The 19,192-nt window shown below is 68.1% G+C and carries 14 protein-coding genes; 2 read left to right on the top strand and 12 right to left on the bottom strand.

From position 1 onward, the window contains the following. Position 1: 1 nt before the first annotated feature. From NFR49_RS07800 to uxaC, 3 genes are read right to left on the bottom strand one after another with little or no spacing between them, the layout of a single operon-like run. On the bottom strand, positions 2-1,519 hold the full coding sequence (locus NFR49_RS07800) for a tagaturonate reductase (protein WP_251159080.1): 1,518 nt from the start codon (positions 1,517-1,519) through the stop codon (positions 2-4). 49 nt (positions 1,520-1,568) lie between these two features. Then, positions 1,569-3,074, bottom strand: a complete 1,506-nt coding sequence (locus NFR49_RS07795) for a glycoside-pentoside-hexuronide (GPH):cation symporter (protein ID WP_251159079.1) — start codon at positions 3,072-3,074, stop codon at positions 1,569-1,571. Positions 3,075-3,092: 18 nt separating this feature from the next. Beyond that, the gene (gene uxaC / locus NFR49_RS07790) at positions 3,093-4,514 is read right to left on the bottom strand and encodes a glucuronate isomerase (protein ID WP_251159078.1); all 1,422 of its coding nucleotides are present in this window, start codon (positions 4,512-4,514) and stop codon (positions 3,093-3,095) included. A gap of 273 nt (positions 4,515-4,787) precedes the next feature. On the opposite strand from uxaC, the gene NFR49_RS07785 reads away from it, so the two are divergent. Beyond that, entirely contained in the window at positions 4,788-5,819 is a 1,032-nt protein-coding gene (locus NFR49_RS07785; protein WP_251159077.1) for a LacI family DNA-binding transcriptional regulator, read from the top strand. A 302-nt stretch (positions 5,820-6,121) separates the two neighbouring features. On the opposite strand, the gene pflA is transcribed toward NFR49_RS07785, so the two are convergent. The 5 genes from pflA to NFR49_RS07760 all read right to left on the bottom strand — a co-directional run bounded on the left by pflA (position 6,122) and on the right by NFR49_RS07760 (position 12,283). Further along, positions 6,122-6,916, bottom strand: coding sequence for a pyruvate formate-lyase-activating protein (gene pflA, locus NFR49_RS07780; protein ID WP_251159076.1), 795 nt, complete (start codon positions 6,914-6,916; stop codon positions 6,122-6,124). A 127-nt stretch (positions 6,917-7,043) separates the two neighbouring features. Then, on the bottom strand, positions 7,044-7,295 hold the full coding sequence (gene grcA3 / locus NFR49_RS07775) for an autonomous glycyl radical cofactor GrcA3 (RefSeq protein WP_135978157.1): 252 nt from the start codon (positions 7,293-7,295) through the stop codon (positions 7,044-7,046). Positions 7,296-7,347: 52 nt separating this feature from the next. Beyond that, a complete protein-coding gene (gene pflB / locus NFR49_RS07770) occupies positions 7,348-9,483 on the bottom strand; it encodes a formate C-acetyltransferase (RefSeq protein ID WP_251159075.1) in 2,136 nt (711 codons plus the stop codon). A gap of 372 nt (positions 9,484-9,855) precedes the next feature. Next, positions 9,856-10,920: a redox-regulated ATPase YchF gene (gene ychF / locus NFR49_RS07765; protein ID WP_251159074.1), complete on the bottom strand. Its 1,065-nt coding sequence runs from the start codon at positions 10,918-10,920 to the stop codon at positions 9,856-9,858. Between the two features lie 73 nt (positions 10,921-10,993). Next, positions 10,994-12,283: a 4Fe-4S binding protein gene (locus tag NFR49_RS07760; RefSeq protein WP_251159073.1), complete on the bottom strand. Its 1,290-nt coding sequence runs from the start codon at positions 12,281-12,283 to the stop codon at positions 10,994-10,996. A 128-nt stretch (positions 12,284-12,411) separates the two neighbouring features. Between NFR49_RS07760 and NFR49_RS07755 the strand changes: the two genes are divergently transcribed. After that, positions 12,412-14,967: a DEAD/DEAH box helicase gene (locus NFR49_RS07755; protein WP_251159072.1), complete on the top strand. Its 2,556-nt coding sequence runs from the start codon at positions 12,412-12,414 to the stop codon at positions 14,965-14,967. A gap of 161 nt (positions 14,968-15,128) precedes the next feature. Here NFR49_RS07755 and NFR49_RS07750 read toward each other — a convergent pair whose 3' ends face one another. The 4 genes from NFR49_RS07750 to NFR49_RS07735 are packed head-to-tail and all read right to left on the bottom strand — an operon-like array spanning position 15,129 to position 18,983. Then, positions 15,129-16,229 carry a histidine kinase dimerization/phospho-acceptor domain-containing protein gene (locus NFR49_RS07750; RefSeq protein WP_251159071.1) on the bottom strand — a complete coding sequence of 367 codons (1,101 nt, stop codon included), beginning with the start codon at positions 16,227-16,229 and terminating at the stop codon, positions 15,129-15,131. Beyond that, positions 16,226-16,915 carry a response regulator transcription factor gene (locus tag NFR49_RS07745; RefSeq protein WP_251159070.1) on the bottom strand — a complete coding sequence of 230 codons (690 nt, stop codon included), beginning with the start codon at positions 16,913-16,915 and terminating at the stop codon, positions 16,226-16,228. The genes NFR49_RS07750 and NFR49_RS07745 overlap by 4 nt, the downstream gene beginning before the upstream one ends. A gap of 10 nt (positions 16,916-16,925) precedes the next feature. Continuing rightward, positions 16,926-18,464, bottom strand: coding sequence for a VanZ family protein (locus NFR49_RS07740; protein ID WP_251159069.1), 1,539 nt, complete (start codon positions 18,462-18,464; stop codon positions 16,926-16,928). A 51-nt stretch (positions 18,465-18,515) separates the two neighbouring features. Next, positions 18,516-18,983, bottom strand: coding sequence for a DUF3823 domain-containing protein (locus NFR49_RS07735; RefSeq protein ID WP_251159068.1), 468 nt, complete (start codon positions 18,981-18,983; stop codon positions 18,516-18,518). Positions 18,984-19,192: the final 209 nt, after the last annotated feature.

Below are 19,192 nucleotides of genomic sequence, written 5' to 3'. Positions count from 1 at the left end.
CCTACTCGACCCCCTTGGACGCGCAGGCGTCCATGGCGGCGCGGCAGCCCTGCTCGCGGATGAGGGCGAGCTGCTCGGTCACGCGGTCCGCCAGGCCGGGCACGTCGTTGAGATCGCGGCCCCAGAACGCCTCCTGGGCCAGGGTGGCGGCCACGAGGTCGGCGGTCTCGTCGCCGGCGTGGGCGAGGAAGAACTCCAGCACCTCGGGGGCGTCGTCGGCGTGGTAGGCCGTGCCGTCGGGGCGGGTGAGGGCGAGGCCCTCGCCGTCGATGCCGGTGGGGTCGCTCGTGTAGAAGGCGATGAGGCAGGCGAGCGTGGTGGCCAGGCGCCAGGGGGCGACGCCGGCGGCCTCGGTGGCGTCGAGGAGCGTGGGCAGCACGCGGCCGCGCCACTTGGCCGCGGAGTTGAGGCTGATGGAGATGAGCCTGTGGTCCACGAACGGGTTGTCGAAGCGTTCCTTCGTGGCGTGGGCGAACGCGAGGCAGTCGTCGAGGTCGAGGGCCGGCAGGAGCGTGGGGATGACCTCCTCCTCGAGGAGGCCGTCCATGAAGGCGCACACGCTCTCGTCATGCATGCAGTCGCGCACGATGTCCAGGCCGGAGAGGTAGGCGCCCAGGGCGAAGCCCGTGTGGGCCCCGTTGAGGATGCGCACCTTGCGGCGCTCGTAGGGGGCCACGTCGTCGGTGACGAAGACCGAGGGGCTGTCGGCGAAGGGCAGCGTCTCGGCGAGCCCGGCCGGCCCCTGGACGCCCCAGAGCTCGAAGACCTCGCGCACGAGCTTGAAGCCGTCCTCGTAGCCGGCGGCCTCGTCCATGGCGGCGCTCTCGGCCGGGTCGGTCACCGAGCCGGGCACGATGGAGTCCACGAGCGTGGTGGCGAAGGTGCAGCCCTCGGAGAGCCAGTCGACGAAGGCGTCCTCCCAGCCCCACTCGCGGGCGTGGCGCGTCACGAGCTCCAGCAGCCGCGCGCCGTTCTCGGGGATGAGCTCGCAGGGCAGCACCGTCACGCCGGGCTTCCCGGCGAGCCAGCGCACGTGGAGCAGCTGGGCGAGCTTGGCGGGGTAGCTCGCGGGCGGCCGGTCGTCGGGCCCGCAGGAGCCGTCCCAGGCGATGCCGGCGTCGGTGGTGTTGGAGATCACGAGCTCGAGGTCGTCGGAGACGGCGAGCTCCATGAGGGCGGCGTAGTCCCCGTCGCGGTGCGGGTTGAGGACGCGGCTGATGGCCGAGACCACGCGGCGGGTCTCGACGGGCACGCCGTCGGCCTGGCCGCGCACGTAGACGGTGTAGAGGCCGTCCTGGGCGTTGAGGGCGTCGGCCACGGCCGGGTCGGTGGCGCGGGGCTGCACGACGCAGACCTTGCCGTCGAAGCCGCGGGTCTCGTTGGCCACGTCGATGTAGTAGTCGGCGAAGCCGCGCAGGAAGTTGCCCTCGCCGAACTGAAGCACCTTCTCGGGCGCGTCGCGAAGGAGATACCCGTCGTAGCCGATGCGATCCAGGGTCTCGTAACTGAGCGTGTTCATGGGTTTTCCTCCAGAAGGGACGGCGCCCCCCGGCGCCGTCCCGAGACGGTTACTTGCTGTCGATGGTGCTCTCGCCGATGACGCCGCCCTCCCAGCGGCCGGCCGACAGGTCGGCGCTGATGGTCCGGTAGCGCTGCTCGGTGATGTTGTAGAGGAAGAAGATGATGAGCGCCGCGCAGACCAGGGCGATGCCCGGGTAGAGCGTCATCGCGCCCTTGATGCCGAGGAGCGTCTCGGGCGTCTGGGCCTGGTTGGCCACGTAGCCGGTGAGGGCGAGGATGCCGCCGGAGACGATGGCCGCGAGGGACTGGGCGAGCTTGCGGGAGAAGTTGAAGGCCGCGTAGGTCATGCCCTCCTTGCGCACGCCGGTGTGCCACTCGCCGTAGTCGATGACGTCGGAGACGAAGGCCCAGGTGATGCCGTTGGGGATGGCCAGGGCCACGTAGCCCACGGTGACCAGGACGATGAAGGTCGCGACGTTGGTGGGGATCACGAAGTTGAGGACGTTGGCCACGGCGCCCACGATGAAGCAGGCGACGCAGGTGGGCTTCTTGCCGAAGTGCTTCACGAGGGTGGGGATGAGCAGGATGGCCACGACCGAGGAGCCCATCATGATGCCGTTCACCAGCGGCTGGAGGCCGATGTTGCCCAGGTTGTACTCGCAGAAGTACACCATCATGGTGTTGTTGGTGTTCATGGCCGAGATGGTGAACAGGGTGAGCAGGATGATGGCGCCCAGGTTCTTGTTGGTGAAGATGACCTTGGCGTAGGTCTTGAGGCCCACCTTGCCCTTGCCCTCGGCGGACTTCTCGGCCTCGCGGTTCACCTTGATGTGCTCGCGGCAGCCGAGATAGCAGACGGCGAACCCGGCGATGCCGGCGACGCCCATGACCACGGCGGCCATCATGTAGCCGTGGCCGCTGGCGGCGGACCCGCCGAAGAACAGGACCATGGGGATGAACACGGTGCCGCAGATGAGCTGGGCCGTCAGGGAGCCGGCCTGGCGCGTGGTGGCCATCTGGGCGCGGTCGTCGACGTCGCGGGTCATGACCGACGCGAGGGAGCCGTAGGGCACGTTGGTGAAGCTGTAGACCGTGCCCCAGATCATGTAGGTGATGAACGCGTAGGCGATCTTCATGGGCATGGAGACGTCGGGCATGGTGAAGGTCACCACGGTGAGCACGGCCAGGATGACGGCCGAGACCATCATGACCGGGCGGAACCTGCCGGCGCGGCCGATCTTCTTGCGGCCGTCCACGAAGGCGCCGGCCAGGGGGTCCATGAAGGCGTCGTAGATCTTCGTCACGGCGAAGATGAGGCTCACCATGGCCGGGGCGATGAGGGCGACGTCAGTGTAGAACTTCGTCAGGTAGGCCTGGCCGAGGTCGAACATGAAGCCGTTGCCCATGTCGCCGAAGCCGTAGCAGATCTTCTCGCGCCAGGGGAGGCGCTTGGCGCCGGGCTCGGCCTCGGGCTCGGTCAGCGGGGCCACCGCCACGTCGGCGTCGTCGTCGGGGCCGAGCTCGGCCTCGAGGTTGGTCTTGTTGTCGATCATCGGTGCACTCCCCTGAGTTTACGCGACGGGCAGGTCGAAGCCGAAGTAGCGGACGGTGTTGCCGTACGAGATGTCGGCCACGATGGAGCCCAGGGCGTCCATGTCGCGGGGGTACTTGCCGGCCTCGACCCACTCGCCGACCAGGCCGCAGAGCACGCGGCGGAAGTACTCGTGGCGCGGGTACGACAGGAAGCTGCGGGAGTCGGTGAGCATGCCCACGAACGTGCCGAGCACGCCCTCGTTGGCGAGGGCCGTGAGCTGCTCGCGCATGCCGCACTCGTTGTCGTTGAACCACCAGGCGCTGCCGTTCTGCATCTTGCCGGCCACGGGGCCCTCCTGGAAGCAGCCCATGACGGTGTCGATGACCACGTTGTCGTTGGGGTTGAGGCTGTAGAGGATGGTCTTGGGCAGGCCGCTGTTCTCGTCGACGGCGTTGAGGAAGTCGGCGAGCTGGTCGGCGGGGGTGTGGTTGGAGACGCAGTCGTAGCCCGTGTCGGGGCCGAGCTTGGCGAACATGCGGCGGTTGTTGTCGCGCTTGCAGCCAAAGTGGAGCTGCATGACCCAGCCCAGACGCACGTACTCGGAGGCGAGGAACTCCATGAGGGCGGTCTTGTACTGCAGGACCTCGACGCCGGTGAGGGGCTCGCCGGCGACGGCGCGGGCAAAGATGGCCTCGATCTCGTCGGCGGTGGCCGGCTCGAACATCACGTAGTCGAGGGCGTGGTCGGAGGCGCGGCAGCCCAGCTCGTGGGCCACGTCGTAGCGGGCGGAGATGGCGGCGCAGAGCTCGGCGAACGACGTCACGGGCATGGCGGCGACCTCGGAGATGCGGCCCAGGTAGGCGCGGAACTCATCGCCGCGCTCGATGCGCAGGGCGGCGTCGGGGCGCATGGCCGGGACCACCCTCACGCCGAAGGTCTCGTCGGCGGCGAGGCTCTTGTGCCAGCGGAAGTCGTCGGCGGGGTCGTCGGTGGTGCAGATGAGGCGCACGTTGGACTGCGCGATGAGGTTGCGGCAGCTCATGGAGGGGTCGGCGAGCTTGGCGGACGTGAGGTCCCAGACCTCCTGGGCGGTGTCGGCGTTGAGCACGCCGTCGTAGCCGAAGTAGCGCTTGAGCTCGAGGTGGCTCCACTCGTAGACGGGGTTGCCCACGCAGCGGGTCAGGGTCTCGGCCCACTTCTGGAACTTCTCGCGGTCGGGGGCGTCGCCGGTGATGTAGCGCTCGTCCACGCCGTTGGCGCGCATGAGGCGCCACTTGTAGTGGTCGCCGCCGAGCCACACCTGGCAGATGTTCTCGTAACGCTTGTCCTCCCAGATCTCCTGCGGGGAGATGTGGCAGTGGTAGTCGACGATGGGCAGGTCCTCGGCGTAGGTGTGGAAGAGCTCCTCACCCGTGGCCGTGGAGAGGAGGAAGTCCTTGTCGTCCATGAAGCGCCTCATTGGTGCCGCCTTTCTCGTCGTGGGCAGTGCCCGATTGAAACCGGTTTCAAATAGCGGATATCCGTGACCGGTCACCTGGCCGCGCAGGAGCCATAGGCCCCCGCTGTTCCGGGGAATATCATGCGATGTAAGGGAGTTCAGAAAAATATTAGACGGTGAACGGTAGTTGGTACCGATTTCAACGTACTGGCGTGCTCTTGGCTTGGAACCGCCGCTGTGGCACCGTTTTCACCACGGGCACGGATGCCCGGCACCGCAGAAAGGGAGGCCGCCATGGGCCGCAAGAACGTGACCATCTCCGACATCGCGGTCGCGGCCGGCGTCTCCAAGACCACGGTGTCGCGCTACATCAACGGCAGGTTCGACCTGCTCTCCGAGCCCACGCGGCTCCGGGTGGAGAAGGCCATCCAGCTGGCGCACTACACCCCCAGCGCCGTGGCCCGCTCCCTCAAGACCCAGCGCTCCTACCTCGTGGGCGTCATCGTGGCCAACATCACCACCCCCTTCGCGACGTCGCTGCTCAACGGCATCGGCCAGGGGCTCAGGGAGGGCGGCTACATCCCGATCTTCGCCGACGCGGGCGACTCCCCCGACGACGAGCGGCGCCTCGTCGAATCCCTCGTGTCCCACCAGGTGGACGGCCTCATCGTCAACACCACGACCTCGCAGAACCCGCAGCTCATCGACCTCGCCAACTCCGGAACCCCCGTGGTGCTCTGCGACCGCTACATCGACGACTACAACTTCGACATCGCCGTGTGCCCCTACCGGGAGCCCACCCTGGAGCTCATGGCCTCCATGCGGGGGCGGGGGTTCGACCGGGCGGCCTTCTTCACCCAGGACTTCACCAACAACTCCCCGCGGGCGGAGCGGCTCGACGCGTTCCTCGAGGGGGACCGGGACATCTTCGGCGCCGCGGACCCCGACGGCGACGTCTACCTCTGCGACCCCTGGGACCCCGACAGCACCCGCGCGGCCGTCTCCGCCATGCTCGCGGACTCGGGCGACCACACCGTGGGCGCCTACGCCACCAACACCGTGACGCTGCTCGCCGTCCACAACGCCCTCACCGAGCTCGGCGTGGCCGTGGGCGAGCGCGTGGGGCTCTGCGGCCCCGACGACTGGGGCTGGGCGCACCGCCTGGGCTGGAACTGGGCCGACACCCTGGGGCCGGGCGTCACCACGTTCGAGACGGACCCCTACGCCATGGGCCTCGAGGCGGCCCACCTCATGCTGGAGCGCATCGCCGACCCCACCGGGAAGAAGCAGGTGCGCCTGGTCCCGGCGCTCATGCCGCGGATGTGACGCGGGGCGGCGGAGCCCGGCGGCGCCTCTCGGCGGGCGGCGGCACCCCTCCCAGCGGCACCCTCGGCGGCACCCCCCTCCGCCGCACCCCCTCCCCCCGCTGCACCCCCTCCGCACCTGAACGCGATTGAGGGTGACCTTCTCCGCACCTGAACGCGAACGAGGGCGGATTTCGCCTCCCTGAACGCGGTTGAGGGCGGATTCCGGCACGAAGATGCGTCGGGACCCGCCCTCAACCGCGTTCAGGTGCGGAAAGAGGGGGTGCGGAGGGGGTGGGGTGCGAAAGAGGGGGCGGGCACCTGTCAGCCGCGGTCGGCCCGAGCCGCGGCGCGGGCCTCCAGCACCTGCCGGCGCAGCCCCGGGATGGCGCCCTTCTCCTGCGCGGGCACGCCCTCCAGGGGGTAGTCCAGGCCCAGCGCCCGGTACTTCCCCACGCCCATGGTGTGATAGGGCAGCAGGTCGAGGCCCACGACGTTGTCCCAGCGGGCGATGAGCCGGCCCAGGGCGGCGAGCTCGGCGGGGTCGTCGGTGATGCCGGGCACCACCACGTGGCGGATCACCACGGGCGTGCCGCGGCGGGCGAGCTCGTCGCCCAGGGCCCGGGGGTTGTCGGCGGCCTTGCCCGTGAGCTCCCGGTGCCCCTCGTCGAAGGCGTGCTTGACGTCCAGCAGCACAAGGTCGCACTCGTCGAGCAGGGCGGCGTGGCGCTCGGGCGAGGCGGCCGAGAAGGCGATGCCCGAGGTGTCCAGGCACGTGTGGATGCGCCCCGCCGGCGCACGGTGGGCCAGGGCGAACACGGCGGCGGCGAAGTCGGGCTGCAGCATGGGCTCGCCGCCGGAGAGCGTGATGCCGCCGCGGCGGTAGAAGGGACGGTTGCGCTCAAAGAGGTCGAGCACCTCCCCCGCCGTGGCCACGGAGCCGGCCGCCGGGTCCCAGGAGTCGGGGTTGTGGCAGTAGGCGCAGCGCATGGGGCACCCCTGGCAGAAGACCACGAGCCTCGTGCCCGGTCCGTCGACGGTGCCCATGGTCTCCATGGAGTGCACGCGGCCCTCCCGGGCCCGCAGCGCGGCCACGCCCACCGTCTCCCTCTCGTCCATCGCACACCCCTTCCAGAGGAAGGCCCCGGGCCTCCCATCCCTTAAAAGCATGATGCAACCGCAGGAGGGGCCGCGCCCGGCTGCCCGGGTGCGGCCCCTCCGTCGCGGCTCGTTTCCCGCAGAGGCGTTAGAGGGCCTCGTGGAACGTGCGGGAGATGACCTCATCCTGCTGCTCGCGGGTGAGCTTGTTGAAGTTCACGGCGTAGCCGGAGACACGCACCGTGAGCTGCGGGTACTTCTCGGGGTGGGCCTGGGCGTCGAGCAGCGTCTCGCGGTTGAAGACGTTGACGTTGAGGTGGTGGCCGCCCTTCTCGGCATAGCCGTCGAGCATGGAGACGAGGTTGTCGACCTGGTCGGCGGAGACTTCGCTGGTGGTCATGGCAGCTCCTTCCGTAGGGGTTTCTAGGTGGTCGGGTGGTCGGGTGCGGGCGCTACGAGCAGTCGACGTCCACGGCGCCCTCGCGGGCGGAGGCGTCGGCGGCGCAGGCGGCTGGGACCTCGTTGGCGAAGGTCACCTCCACGCCCAGGGCGTCGAGGTCGAGGTCGCCGAACATGACGTCGCCGTCCTTGCCCAGGGCGCCCGGCACGATGGAGAACGTGTTGGAGATGCCGTCCTGGGCGTCCTTGAAGGGCATCTTGGCCACGGAGGCGAGGCTCGCCACGGCGCCGCAGCTGTCGCGGTGGTGCATGGGGTTGGCGCCGGGGGCGAAGGGCTCGCCGGCCTTGCGGCCGTCGGGGGTGGAGCCGGTGGCCTTGCCGTACACCACGTTGGAGGTGATGGTGAGCACCGACGTGGTGGGCACGGACTTGCGGTAGGTCTCGTAGCCGCGGATGTCGTGCATGAAGTCCTCGATCACCTCGGCGGCGATGGCGTCCACGCGGTCGTCGTCGTTGCCGTAGCGGGGGAAGTCGCCCTCCACCGCGAAGTCCACCACGATGCCGCGCTCGTCGCGGACGGGGCGCACGGTGGCGTACTTGATGGCCGAGAGGGAGTCGGCCACCACGGAGAGGCCCGCGATGCCCGTGGCGAACCAGCGGTGCACGTGCTCGTCGTGGAGGGCCATCTGCAGACGCTCGTAGCAGTACTTGTCGTGCATGTAGTGGATGATGTTGAGGGCGTTCACGTAGACGCCGGCCAGCCAGTCCATCATGTCGTGGAATTTGTCCATGACGTCGTCGTAGTCGAGGACGTCGCCCTCCACGGGACGGTACTTGGGACCGATCTGGGTGCCCTCGACCTCGTCCACGCCGCCGTTGATGGCGTAGAGCAGGCACTTGGCCAGGTTGGCGCGGGCGCCGAAGAACTGCATCTCCTTGCCCACGCGCATGGAGCTCACGCAGCAGGCGATGGCGTAGTCGTCGCCGTGGTACACGCGCATGAGGTCGTCGTTCTCGTACTGGATGGAGCTCGAGACGATGGAGATCTTGGCGCAGTAGCGCTTGAAGGCCTCGGGCAGGCGGGTGGACCAGAGCACCGTGAGGTTGGGCTCGGGGCTCGTGCCGAGGTTCTCCAGGGTGTGGAGGTAGCGGAAGCTCATCTTGGTGACCAGCGGGCGGCCGTCGATGCCCATGCCGCCGATGGACTCGGTGACCCACTGGGGGTCGCCCGAGAAGAGCTCGTTGTAGTCGGGAGTGCGGGCGAACTTGACCATGCGCAGCTTCATGATGAAGTGGTCCACGTACTCCTGCACCTGGCGCTCGTCGACGATGCCGCGGGCGAGGTCGCGCTCGGCGTAGATGTCGAGGAAGGTGCTGGTGCGGCCCAGGCTCATGGCGGCGCCGTTCTGCTCCTTGACGCTGCCCAGGTAGCCGAAGTACAGCCACTGGATGGCCTCCTGCAGCGTCTCGGCGGGGCGACCCAGGTCGAAGCCGTAGATGGCGCCGAGCTCCTTGAGCTCCTGGAGGGCGCGGATCTGCTCGGAGAGCTCCTCGCGGTGGCGGATGACCGGCTCGGTCATCGTGGACTCGGTGCCCTCCTTCTGGCGCTTCTTGTCGGCGATGAGGAAGTCGAGGCCGTAGAGGGCCACGCGGCGGTAGTCGCCGATGATGCGGCCGCGGCCGTAGGCGTCGGGGAGGCCGGTGATGATGTGGGAGTGGCGGCAGGCGCGCATCTCGGGGGTGTAGACGTCGAACACGCCCGCGTTGTGGGTCTTGCGCAGGTTGGTGTAGATGTCCACGATCTTCTCGTCCACGTGGTAGCCGTGGCTCTCACAGGCCTGCACGGCCATGCGGATGCCGCCGTTGGGCTGCAGGGCGCGCTTGAGGGGCTTGTCGGTCTGCAGGCCCACGACGGTCTCGCGGCCCTTGTCGATGTAGCCGGGGCCGTGGCTGGTGATGGTGGAGATGACGTCGGTGTCCATGGCGATGACGCCGCCCATGGCACGCTCGGCGGCGAAGAGGTCCATGACCTCGCCCCACAGGTACTCGGTGTCCTCGGTGGGGCCCTCGAGGAAGGTCTCGTCGCCCTCGTAGGGGGTGTAGTTGCGCTGGATGAAGTCGCGAACGTCGACCTCATGCTGCCAGGGGCCCGGGACGAAGCCCTCCCAGGCGACCGGAGTCTCTTGCATGGCGATGCTCACTTTCTGCGAGAACCTTGAAGTCTTTCCAAGCAAGAACCTAGCAGAGCCGGAGGGGCGCCGGGGCCACCCAACTAAAATACCGGTAACTGGGTGGGTGAACGAGATTTGACATGCTCGATGGGGCGGGGCCGGGGTCCGGAAACAGGCGGCGGGGCGCCGGGATGCACCACGGTGGCGCGGTCTTGCAACCGGTGCGCCACCATGGCGCGGGAAACCCGGTGGACCGGCCGAAAAGCGCACCACCGTGGCGCGGTCTCGCGACCGGCGCGCCACGGTGGTGCGTAACGGGGAAGCTGTACGACCTGGGACAAAAGTGCCCGACCATTGGGACAAAAGTGTCCGGGTGTTGGGACAGGGGGCCTAGACGTTGAAGCGGAAGTGCATCACGTCGCCGTCCTGCACCACGTAGTCCTTGCCCTCCATGCGCAGCTTGCCCTGGGCGCGGCAGCCGGCCTCGCCGCCCAGCTCCACGTAGTCCTCGTAGCTGGCGACCTCGGCCTTGATGAAGCCGCGCTCAAAATCCGAGTGGATCACGCCGGCGGCCTGGGGTGCCTTGGCGCCCACGGGGACGGTCCAGGCCTTGACCTCCATGGGGCCGGCGGTGAAGTAGCTCTGCAGGCCCAGCGTGCGGTAGGCGGTCTGGGCCAGCGTCTCGAGGCCGCTCCGCTCCAGGCCCAGGCTCTCCAGGAAGTCCTTGGCCTCCTCGTCGCCCAGCTCGGCGAGCTCGGCCTCCACCTCGGCGCAGATGGGGATGGGGGTCTGGCCGTCGATGGGCGCCGGGGTCTCCCCCACCTTGTCCTCGTCGACGTTGGCCACGTAGATCACCGGCTTCATGGTGAGCAGGAACAGCTCCCTGGCGGCGGCGCGCTCGTCGTCGGTCATGTCCATGGCGGCGGCGCGGCCGCCGTCGTTGAGCCACGCCAGCAGGCGCTGGGCCACGGCGAGCTTGGGCGCCAGCTCCTTGTCGCGGCGGGCCTCCTTCTCCAGCTTGGGCAGCTGCTTCTCGAGGGTGGCGATGTCGGCGAGGATGAGCTCGGTCATGATCGTGTCGGCATCGGCCGCGGGGTCCACCCGGCCGTCCACATGCACGACGTCGGGGTCGGAGAAGTAGCGCACGACCTCGCAGATAGCGTCGGTCTCGCGGATGTTGGCCAGGAACTGGTTGCCCAGGCCCTCGCCGGCGTTGGCGCCCTTGACGAGGCCGGCGATGTCCACGAACTCCACCGTGGCCGGCACGATGCGGTCGGGGCTCACGATGGCGGCGAGCTCGCCCAGGCGGGCGTCGGGCACGTCCACGATGCCCACGTTGGGCTCGATGGTGGCGAAGGGGTAGTTGGCGGCCAGGCCGGCGCGCTTGGTGAGGGCCGTGAAGAGCGTGGACTTGCCCACGTTGGGCAGCCCGACGATGCCGATGGAGAGAGACACGGGGGTTCCTTTCTGGAGGGTGCTCCTCCCACTGTACCCCGCACGGCGGCCCCCGGGCGCTGAGGCGCCGCCCCTAGCCCTCGTCGTCGGCCAGCGAGCCGCCGAGCCTCTCCAGCATGTCGAGGCCCTTGAGCACCTGGCTCCGGCCCTGCTCCTTGAGGCGCTCCAGCTCCGCCTTGGACTCGGCCTCGCGCTCGCGGCGGTCCTTCTCCTCCTCGTCGGGGAGCACCAGCTCCTCGGCGTCGGAGAACTCGTACTCGACGGCGCCCGTGGGGCACACGTGCTCGCAGGCCCCGCACTGCACGCAGAACTCCGGCTCCACGCTCCAGCGGCCGTCCTCGCTGATCTGGATGCAGCGCACCGGGCACACGTCCTCGCACCTGCCGCAGAGCGTGCAGAGGCCCATGTCGCACACCGGCTGGTACAGGTCGATGTTGCCGGCCAGCTCCGGGTGCTTCTGGAGGGCCCCCATGACCTGCTTGCGGCGGTCGGTGAGGACGCGGCGGCGGTTCTTGGCGTTGGTGACGCCCACGGCCCGGTCCAGGGTGTGCTGCACCTGGTCCATCTGCCTCTTGTGGGCGTCCAGGAGCCCCCGCACCCGCTTGGCCGCCGTGAGCACGGGGTTGGTGCGGCTCACCAGGCGCTCGCCGCTCTTCATGATGTTCTCCACGAACTCCTTGCGCTGCCAGCTGCGGCGCACCTCGCAGGTGAGGGCGGCCTCGTCCACCACGAGGTCCAGGCCGAAGCCCGCCCAGGTCTCGGCCCGGGAGATCATGTCGCAGTAGGTCTGCTCGCCGGTGGTGGTGCGGCAGCGGTCGCAGATGCCCAGGGGCAGGTAGACGGCGATGTTGGGGAAGCGCGTCATGAGGGCGAACCACGTCTCGGAGGGCACGGCGCCCACGCAGGGCAGCACGACCTCGTTCTCCCGGGGCAGGCGGCCGAGGGCCCGGGTGCACGTGACGTAGGCGGTCTCGTGGCTCGCGGCGGCGCCGGCGATGCGGTCGTAGAGCTTGACGGTGTTGATCTCGCGCGTGTGGTAGGCCTCGCTCGGGCACACCGAGACGCACAGGCCGCACTTGATGCAGGTGTCATCGATCTCGATGGCGCCGTCGTCCACGTGGACGGCCCCCTTGGGGCACACGTCGACGCAGCGCGTGCAGGTGGAGGCGTCCCGCGACTTGCAGCTGGTGCACGACGGCGTGGCCGCCCGCGGGCGCTCCTTGTAGTCGGCGGGGTTCCACACGGGGACCTCGCCGGGCTTGGCGGCCAGGGTGTTGGCGATGTCGGCCAGGGGGTTCCGGATGGCCTGGAAGTCCTGGGAAATGTCGATGATGTCGTCGAGGAAATCGCGCTTCTCGGCCATGGGGGCTCCTTGGGTGACGGCGCCGGGCGCGCGGTCTGCACGCGGTCTGAACCCAACATTGTAGGACAGGGCGCCCCGGCGGCGTACCATGGGAGGCCGACGTCGAAACCGCTGCGGAAGGCAGGCCCATGGCATCAGAGATCGTCTCCCCCCAGGAGTTCGGGGAGCTGGGGGAGCTCGCCCTCGAGCTCAACGGACGCGAGACGCTCACCCGCGAGGACTGCTTCGACGCGTTCCTCGACTGGTGCTCGGGCCGCGGCATCGAGCTCTGGCCCCACCAGGAGGAGGCCCTCATGGCCCTCATGCTGGGCGACCACGTGGTGCTGGGCACGCCCACGGGCTCCGGCAAGAGCCTCGTGGCCCTGGGCATGCACTTCATGGCGGTGGCCCGCGGCGAGACCTCGTACTACACGGCCCCCATCAAGGCCCTCGTGTCCGAGAAGTTCTTCGACCTCGTGGACCTCTTCGGCCGCGACCTCGTGGGCATGCTCACGGGCGACGTGCAGATCAACCCGGACGCCCCCATCGTCTGCTGCACGGCCGAGATCCTGGCCAACCGCGCCCTCGCCGAGGGCGACGGGGCCGACATCTCCAGCGTCGCCGCCGACGAGTTCCACTTCTTCTCGGACCCCGACCGCGGCCGCGCCTGGCAGATCCCGCTGCTCTGCCTGCCCCAGACGCAGTTCCTGCTCATGAGCGCCACGCTGGGCGACATGGACGACATCGTGGCCCTCATGGAGCGCATGAGCGGCCGCGACGTGGACCGCGTCATGGACGCCGAGAGGCCCGTGCCGCTCAGCTACCGCTACGCCATGACGTCGCTCGAGGCCACGGCGGAGCTCGCCCTGCGCGACGGCGAGGGGCCCCTCTACATCGTGCACTTCGCCCAGGCGGCGGCGCTGGACTCCGCCCAGGCGCTCTCGTCGTTCGGCATCGCCACCAAGGAGCAGCGCAAGCGCATCCAGGAGGCCTGCCGCGGCACCAACTTCTCCACGGCCTTCGGCAAGATCCTCAAGCGCCTGCTGGCCAGCGGCGTGGGCGTGCACCACGCCGGCATGCTGCCGCGCTACCGCCTGCTCGTGGAGCGCCTGGCCCAGCAGGGGCTGCTCCCCGTGATCTGCGGCACCGACACCCTGGGCGTGGGCATCAACGTGCCCATCCACACCGTGGTGTTCGCGCAGCTCACCAAGTTCGACGGCCACCGGCAGCGCCGCCTGCGCTCCCGCGAGTTCCACCAGATCGCCGGCCGCGCCGGGCGCTCGGGCTTCGACACCGAGGGCGTCGTGGTGGCCGAGGCCCCCGAGCACGACATCGAGAACGCCCGCGCCCTGGCCAAGGCCGGCGACGACCCCAAGAAGCGCCGCCGCGTGAAGAAGAAGCGGCCGCCCGAGGGGTTCGTCAACTGGAACGAGAGCACGTTCGAGCGCCTGGTGGAGTCCGTGCCCGAGAAGCTCACGCCGCGCATGGACGTCACGCACTCCATGGTGCTCGAGGTCGTGGGCCGCGGCGGCGACGCCCGGGCCGCCGTCTCGCGCATCATCCAGGACTCCCTGCAGACCCCCGAGCAGAAGGAGGCCCTCGAGGCGCGGGCCGACGAGGTCTTCGCCACGCTCATCGACACCGGCGTGGTGGTGCGCGAGGACGGCGGGGACGGCCCCACCTACGCCCTCACCCGCGAGCTGCCCGAGGACTTCGCCCTCGACCAGCCCCTCTCGCCGTTCCTACTGGCGGCCCTCGAGCTCCTCGACCCGGAGGACCCCTCCTACGCCCTGGACGTCGTCTCCATGGTGGAGGCCACCCTGGAGGACCCCTACCAGATCCTGCGCGCCCAGCTCAGGAAGGCCAGGGAGACCGAGAACCAGCGTCTCAAGGCCGAGGGCGTGGACTACGAGGAGCGCATCGAGCTCCTCGCCGACGTCGACTACGAGAAGCCCCTGGCCGACGAGCTGGAGGCGGCGTTCGAGATGTACTGCCGCGAGGTGCCGTGGGCCCGCGACTTCAGCCTCCGGCCCAAGAGCGTGCTGCGCGCCATGCTCGAGAGCGCCAACGACTTCAAGAGCTACGTGCAGGCCTTGGGCATCGCGCGGTTCGAGGGCATCCTGCTGCGCTACCTCTCCGAGGCCTACCGCGCCCTGGACCGCACCGTGCCGCCCGAGAAGCGCGACGGGCGCCTGGACGAGATCCGCGCCTGGCTGGGCCTCATGGTGCGCTCGGTGGACTCCAGCCTCGTGGACGCCTGGGAGGCCGCCGGCGAGGAGGAGGACGGGGGCCCCGGCGCCTTCGTGGCCTCCGACGCCGTGGTCAAGGACCGCCGCGGTCTGACCCTGCTGGTGAGGAACGCCCTGTTCCGCCGGCAGACCCTGGCGGCGCGCCGCGACGCGGCGACCCTTGGCGAGCTGGACGCCGACTGGGGCTACGGCGAGCGCGTGTGGCGCCAGGTGCTCGAGCGCCTCTACGCCGAGCACGACGAGATCCTGCTGGACGGCGACGCGCGCTCGGCGGCGTTCTTCGACATCGACGACGGCGACGAGGAGGCCGACCACGTCTGGCACGTGCGCCAGATCTTCGCAGACGCCGACGGCGACCACGACTTCCGCATCACGGCCGACGTGGACCTCGACGCCACCCAGGAGAGCGACGGCGTGGTGTTCAAGAACTACCGCGCCGGCTTCTGGGAGGCCTAGCCCCTCCCGTCCCCCCACCCGGACACTTTTGTCCCAATGGTCGGGCACTTTTGTCCCACCGCCACAAAGCCCCCTCTCTCCGCCTGAAAGCAATTAAGGGCGCCCTCAACCGCTTTCAGGCGGAGTGGGAGGGCGGTGCGACAAACCAACCTGGTACCTTGTCAGGGGAGAGGGGCGGGCCACCAAAGCCTGACAACAGTCCCTTCGTGGTCGAGCGACCCCTCCTGAAGCGCCATAAGCCCGCGGGCGAGCCGGAGTGCCACGGCGGGAGCGGTCTCGAGGGCTGCCAGCGCGGGATCGTCGATCTCGACCCCTGCCTCCAGACGGCGGGAGCCCCGGTAGCGAAACAGCCCGGTGACGACCACGTCCTGCGATGCTGCAGAAAAGACGGCATCCACCGCGACCGCGGTGAGCTCGGGATCCGCCAGGACGCGAAGGGCAACAGGGAGGTCGACGGAGCCTTCGGGGAGGTCCCGGCCGGTCGCCGCGTCAAAGACCGCTTCCCGCACGTCCATCTCGCAAGGTTCGCTTTCGACAGCCCCGCCCTCGGCCCATGCCACCTGCAAAAGACGGTTCGTCCGCCTCCGGACCCGATCGGTGGAGCGATGGACGCGCTCCACCGCATCCCGCAAGGACAGCGTCCCCAGCTCCGCACCGTCCACAGCCGCATCGGCCGCCATCAGAGGCCCCTTGACGTCATGGGCCGCCACGGAGAAAAAGGCACGTTGTTTCTCGGCATCCCTTTCCATGGCGGCACAGAGGCGCTCGCAGGCCACCCAAGCGGCGACTGAGAAGACCAGCCACACCCCAAGGCCGGCACCCATCGACCTGCGCAAGGCCGCAGAGGCATCAGAGACGTCAACCCACAGCACTTCCAACCCGCGCTCGGCCCCGGAAGGGTCGGACAGCGCACGGACGCACCACAGGGCCCGTGTGGAGCCGTCACCGTCGAACGTGCGCACCCGGTCTCGGGGGACCTTCGCCCGCGGGTCCGTCACAGCCGCAGCGTCCCCCTCGACGACCTCGCTCGCGAGAGACCGGGCGAGGGACCCCTCCTCCCCCGTAAGCGCGGACTCCACCGATGCCGAGCGCACGTTGCCGGGATGTCGGAACACCCCCTGCCCCAGCCGCTCTTCCACAGCGGAGATGGCAGGCGAGTCGACTGCCCACAGGCCGACGAACCCCAGCAGCACCAAGGTCACGGCTCCAAGCGCCGTACCCGCGGCAACGATTCTCCTCAGAAGAACGGCAGGCCGGCTCATGGCGTAGACGCCCTCTCGACCACCCGCACCCCGACGCCCCAGACCGTCTGGACCTCCACGGAGGAGCCAACCCTAGCGAGCTTCGTCCGAAGACGCCGCAGCGTCTCGTCGAGAACGCGGGTGGGGGCGTCGGCCTCGAGGCCCCAGACCTCCCGAAGGAGCTGGGCGCGGGACACGACCGCCCCGAACCTCGCACAGAGCGCCGCCAAGAGCTCCCCCTCGATGCGCGTGAGACCGATGGGAACACCATGGGCGCACCACGAGGCCGTCGATGGTTCCCACAGGAGATCGCCATGGGAGCCGATGCATGCCTCCCCACTCGGAAGGCCCGGCCTTCTCAGCTGGGCGTCGACCTCTGCCACAAGGACCTGCGTCGAGATTGGCTTCTCCAAGTACCGGTCGGCGCCCCCGTCGAGGCACCGGCACCGGTCGTCCGGAGCCGAGATGGCCGTGAGCATGATTGCCGGCACGGGACTGACCGCCCGCAGGCGCTCGAGAAGGGAAAACCCGTCGACGCCGTCCATAGCGATGTCGAGGATCGCGAGGTCGAGGGTTCCCGACGCCACCGCCTCCAGGAACTCGAGGCCGGAGGCAAAGCCCACGACGCAGTGGCCTGCCGCCTGGAGACAGGCGGACACGCCCTCCCGCGTCTCCCTATCGTCCTCGACATAGAAGATGGTGGCCACCGGCGCCCCCTTACCCGGGCTGGCGGACAAGGAAGAGGCGGTGGTTTCCCGACCCCGAGACCTCGTCCCGAAGCGTCAACCCCACCGGGGCCGAGGGTGTGCCCCAGTCCCGAGGGGTCGAATCAATATCGGCATTAACCATATGAATTATCGGACACCCGCGCAAGTCGTCCTTCACGGCGCAGGTTGCGAACCAGACCCCCTGCTCCTGGAACTCGGCGGTTCCCATGACAAAACCGCGCAAGCTCGTCGTACTCGACCCACCGACTGAAAGCCAGGGCCTGGCGCAACTCTCAGCATCGCGAAGGTCCGCATAATCATCCCAGCTCAGAAAGGGCACGGGGTCCAAAGGGTCCAGATTGACTTTTCCTGTAATCCCGATCTCCTCGACCTGCATCCATCCGTCCTGCAGCCGAACGGTCAAATCTGCAGCAAAAGGACCGGCACTCCTGTACCGTTCATACATTTTTTTAAGTGAAACCGAACGGCCGGATTCGTCCAAACCCTTGCTTTCCGACAAAACGACAACAGGGACACCGTGACCAAGCGCGACGTCTTCACATTCATCCTTGAAGTAGGCGAGCATGCCGAGGCACAGGTCTCCCGTTGCGCTCTTCCACTGCTCGCATTGAACGATCACGGCTCCAGCCAAGGAGAGCACATCGCCCTCCAAAGACCCTTCGAATGGGCCCGAAGCCTGAATCCCGTCGACCTGTGCCGTAGAAACGGGATGGGCCTCTGCCGAGACACCCCGGGGCAACTGCGAAAGGACGGGGTCTTCTATATACCGAACCGTCGTATCCGGCTTTGCCCCTCCCCCTCCCATGACGGTAAGCGCCGCAAGAAACACGACAAGACCTGTTGTCACGCCGCACGCCAACGTGAGCTTAATCTTGCTCTCAGAGCCGTTGTCACCGGTCCGACGGCGAAGAAGAAGCCAATGCCCACCTGAGTCTGGGGCCACCTCGAGATGTTGGCCAAACAATCGGCAGAGAACCACGCCACCCATGGAACCACAGACGTTGCAGGCGAGATCAACCACATCGGCAATGCCCAGCGCAGCCACAAATTGGACCATTTCGAACAGGAAAGAAATCAAGGCGGCCGCTAAGATTGGCCGCCAAAACCCCCTCAGGCGCCCCGCCAGAATAGCCCCCAGCGGTACGAAAAGGAGAAAGTTGCCCCAGACGGCCGCCGGGTCTTCCGAAACCTGGATACCGAGATTCCCAAAATCCAGGTTGACCTCCCGGATTCCGGGACTTTTGAGAAGGACAACGGAACCGAGGGCAAGCGCATAACCAGCCCCCATGCCGATCATGACCGCCCTTCTCCATCGTCCATCCACGGCCCCCTTGACGAGGTACCAGATGGACAAACCAAAAACGGAGGAGATGGCGTAGATGAGGAGGGCACCGATGGGCCCTGCTACTCCGAGAAGGCCGACAACGCTCCCGTATAGGTAATTAAATGATATGTATATAAGCAGAATGCCGGCCACCACCCCGGCGCCAACCGGGAGGATGGTCCGTAAAAACCGAGAACGTCCCATGCCTACCCCTCAAGAGACGGGCGGGAGCCCCGGGAGCTCCCGCCACTGCACTCATCCGTTGAAAGAACCGCTGATAGTGAACTTGTCGTAAGCAGAGCCCGAATAGAAATACAGGCGATATGTCCCAGCGGAGCAATATGTGGAAAATGAGCCGGAAGTATCGTTGTAGAAGGTTCGAGACCCAACATCTGACCAGCCCAGACCGTCTTTTCTCTGAACAAAGACCTGCATCTGCTGGCTCTTCTGCTTGATGGCTCGGGTTTGGGTGTGATTAACCGTGCACGTCTTCCCGTTCACATACGCGGACTTCTGGGACGGCAAGCTCCAAATGCCAGAACCGCTGTAGGTGAAAAGCGTCGCTCCGAATGCCGTAGTGGCGACCGCGAAAGTAGCCAAGGCGACGGCGCACATCAGCGTCAGCTGCCGCCACGCGGAACCCAGCTTCCCCTTAACCGACATTTCATCTCCCCTCATTGCAACCGATTCGTATCTTTTGAGGCTCTGCTTAGAGGCTTGCATCAAATCCCTTTAAGGGTCGTCACAACCGCGTCACAAAAGGAGAGGACGTCGGGCAACGCCCGGCCTCCCGACCGGCCGGCCGCCCGCCACATCCGATGGCTCGTTGCACGGCGCACTCCTCGTCCGTCCGTTCGCTGTATGGGCCCTCGTGGCACTCGACGCCTCGTTGTATGAAATTCCATGCAACGAGCCGCCGGACACGGCAGCCA

It is taken from the genome of Caniella muris (genome assembly GCF_943193035.1).
Lineage (GTDB): Bacteria > Actinomycetota > Coriobacteriia > Coriobacteriales > Atopobiaceae > Granulimonas > Granulimonas faecalis.
The sequence above is the reverse complement of the archived record's forward strand: the minus strand, read 5'-3'. Positions and strand labels throughout refer to the sequence as shown.

Bases quoted from the DNA above. Each gene is read 5' to 3' on its own strand.
- NFR49_RS07800 (WP_251159080.1), bottom strand. From the start codon at position 1,519: ATGAACACGCTCAGTTACGAGACCCTGGATCGCATCGGCTACGACGGG.
- NFR49_RS07795 (WP_251159079.1), bottom strand. From the start codon at position 3,074: ATGATCGACAACAAGACCAACCTCGAGGCCGAGCTCGGCCCCGACGAC.
- uxaC (WP_251159078.1), bottom strand. From the start codon at position 4,514: ATGAGGCGCTTCATGGACGACAAGGACTTCCTCCTCTCCACGGCCACG.
- NFR49_RS07785 (WP_251159077.1), top strand. From the start codon at position 4,788: ATGGGCCGCAAGAACGTGACCATCTCCGACATCGCGGTCGCGGCCGGC.
- pflA (WP_251159076.1), bottom strand. From the start codon at position 6,916: ATGGACGAGAGGGAGACGGTGGGCGTGGCCGCGCTGCGGGCCCGGGAG.
- grcA3 (WP_135978157.1), bottom strand. From the start codon at position 7,295: ATGACCACCAGCGAAGTCTCCGCCGACCAGGTCGACAACCTCGTCTCC.
- pflB (WP_251159075.1), bottom strand. From the start codon at position 9,483: ATGCAAGAGACTCCGGTCGCCTGGGAGGGCTTCGTCCCGGGCCCCTGG.
- NFR49_RS07760 (WP_251159073.1), bottom strand. From the start codon at position 12,283: ATGGCCGAGAAGCGCGATTTCCTCGACGACATCATCGACATTTCCCAG.
- NFR49_RS07755 (WP_251159072.1), top strand. From the start codon at position 12,412: ATGGCATCAGAGATCGTCTCCCCCCAGGAGTTCGGGGAGCTGGGGGAG.
- NFR49_RS07750 (WP_251159071.1), bottom strand. From the start codon at position 16,229: ATGAGCCGGCCTGCCGTTCTTCTGAGGAGAATCGTTGCCGCGGGTACG.
- NFR49_RS07740 (WP_251159069.1), bottom strand. From the start codon at position 18,464: ATGGGACGTTCTCGGTTTTTACGGACCATCCTCCCGGTTGGCGCCGGG.
- NFR49_RS07735 (WP_251159068.1), bottom strand. From the start codon at position 18,983: ATGCAAGCCTCTAAGCAGAGCCTCAAAAGATACGAATCGGTTGCAATG.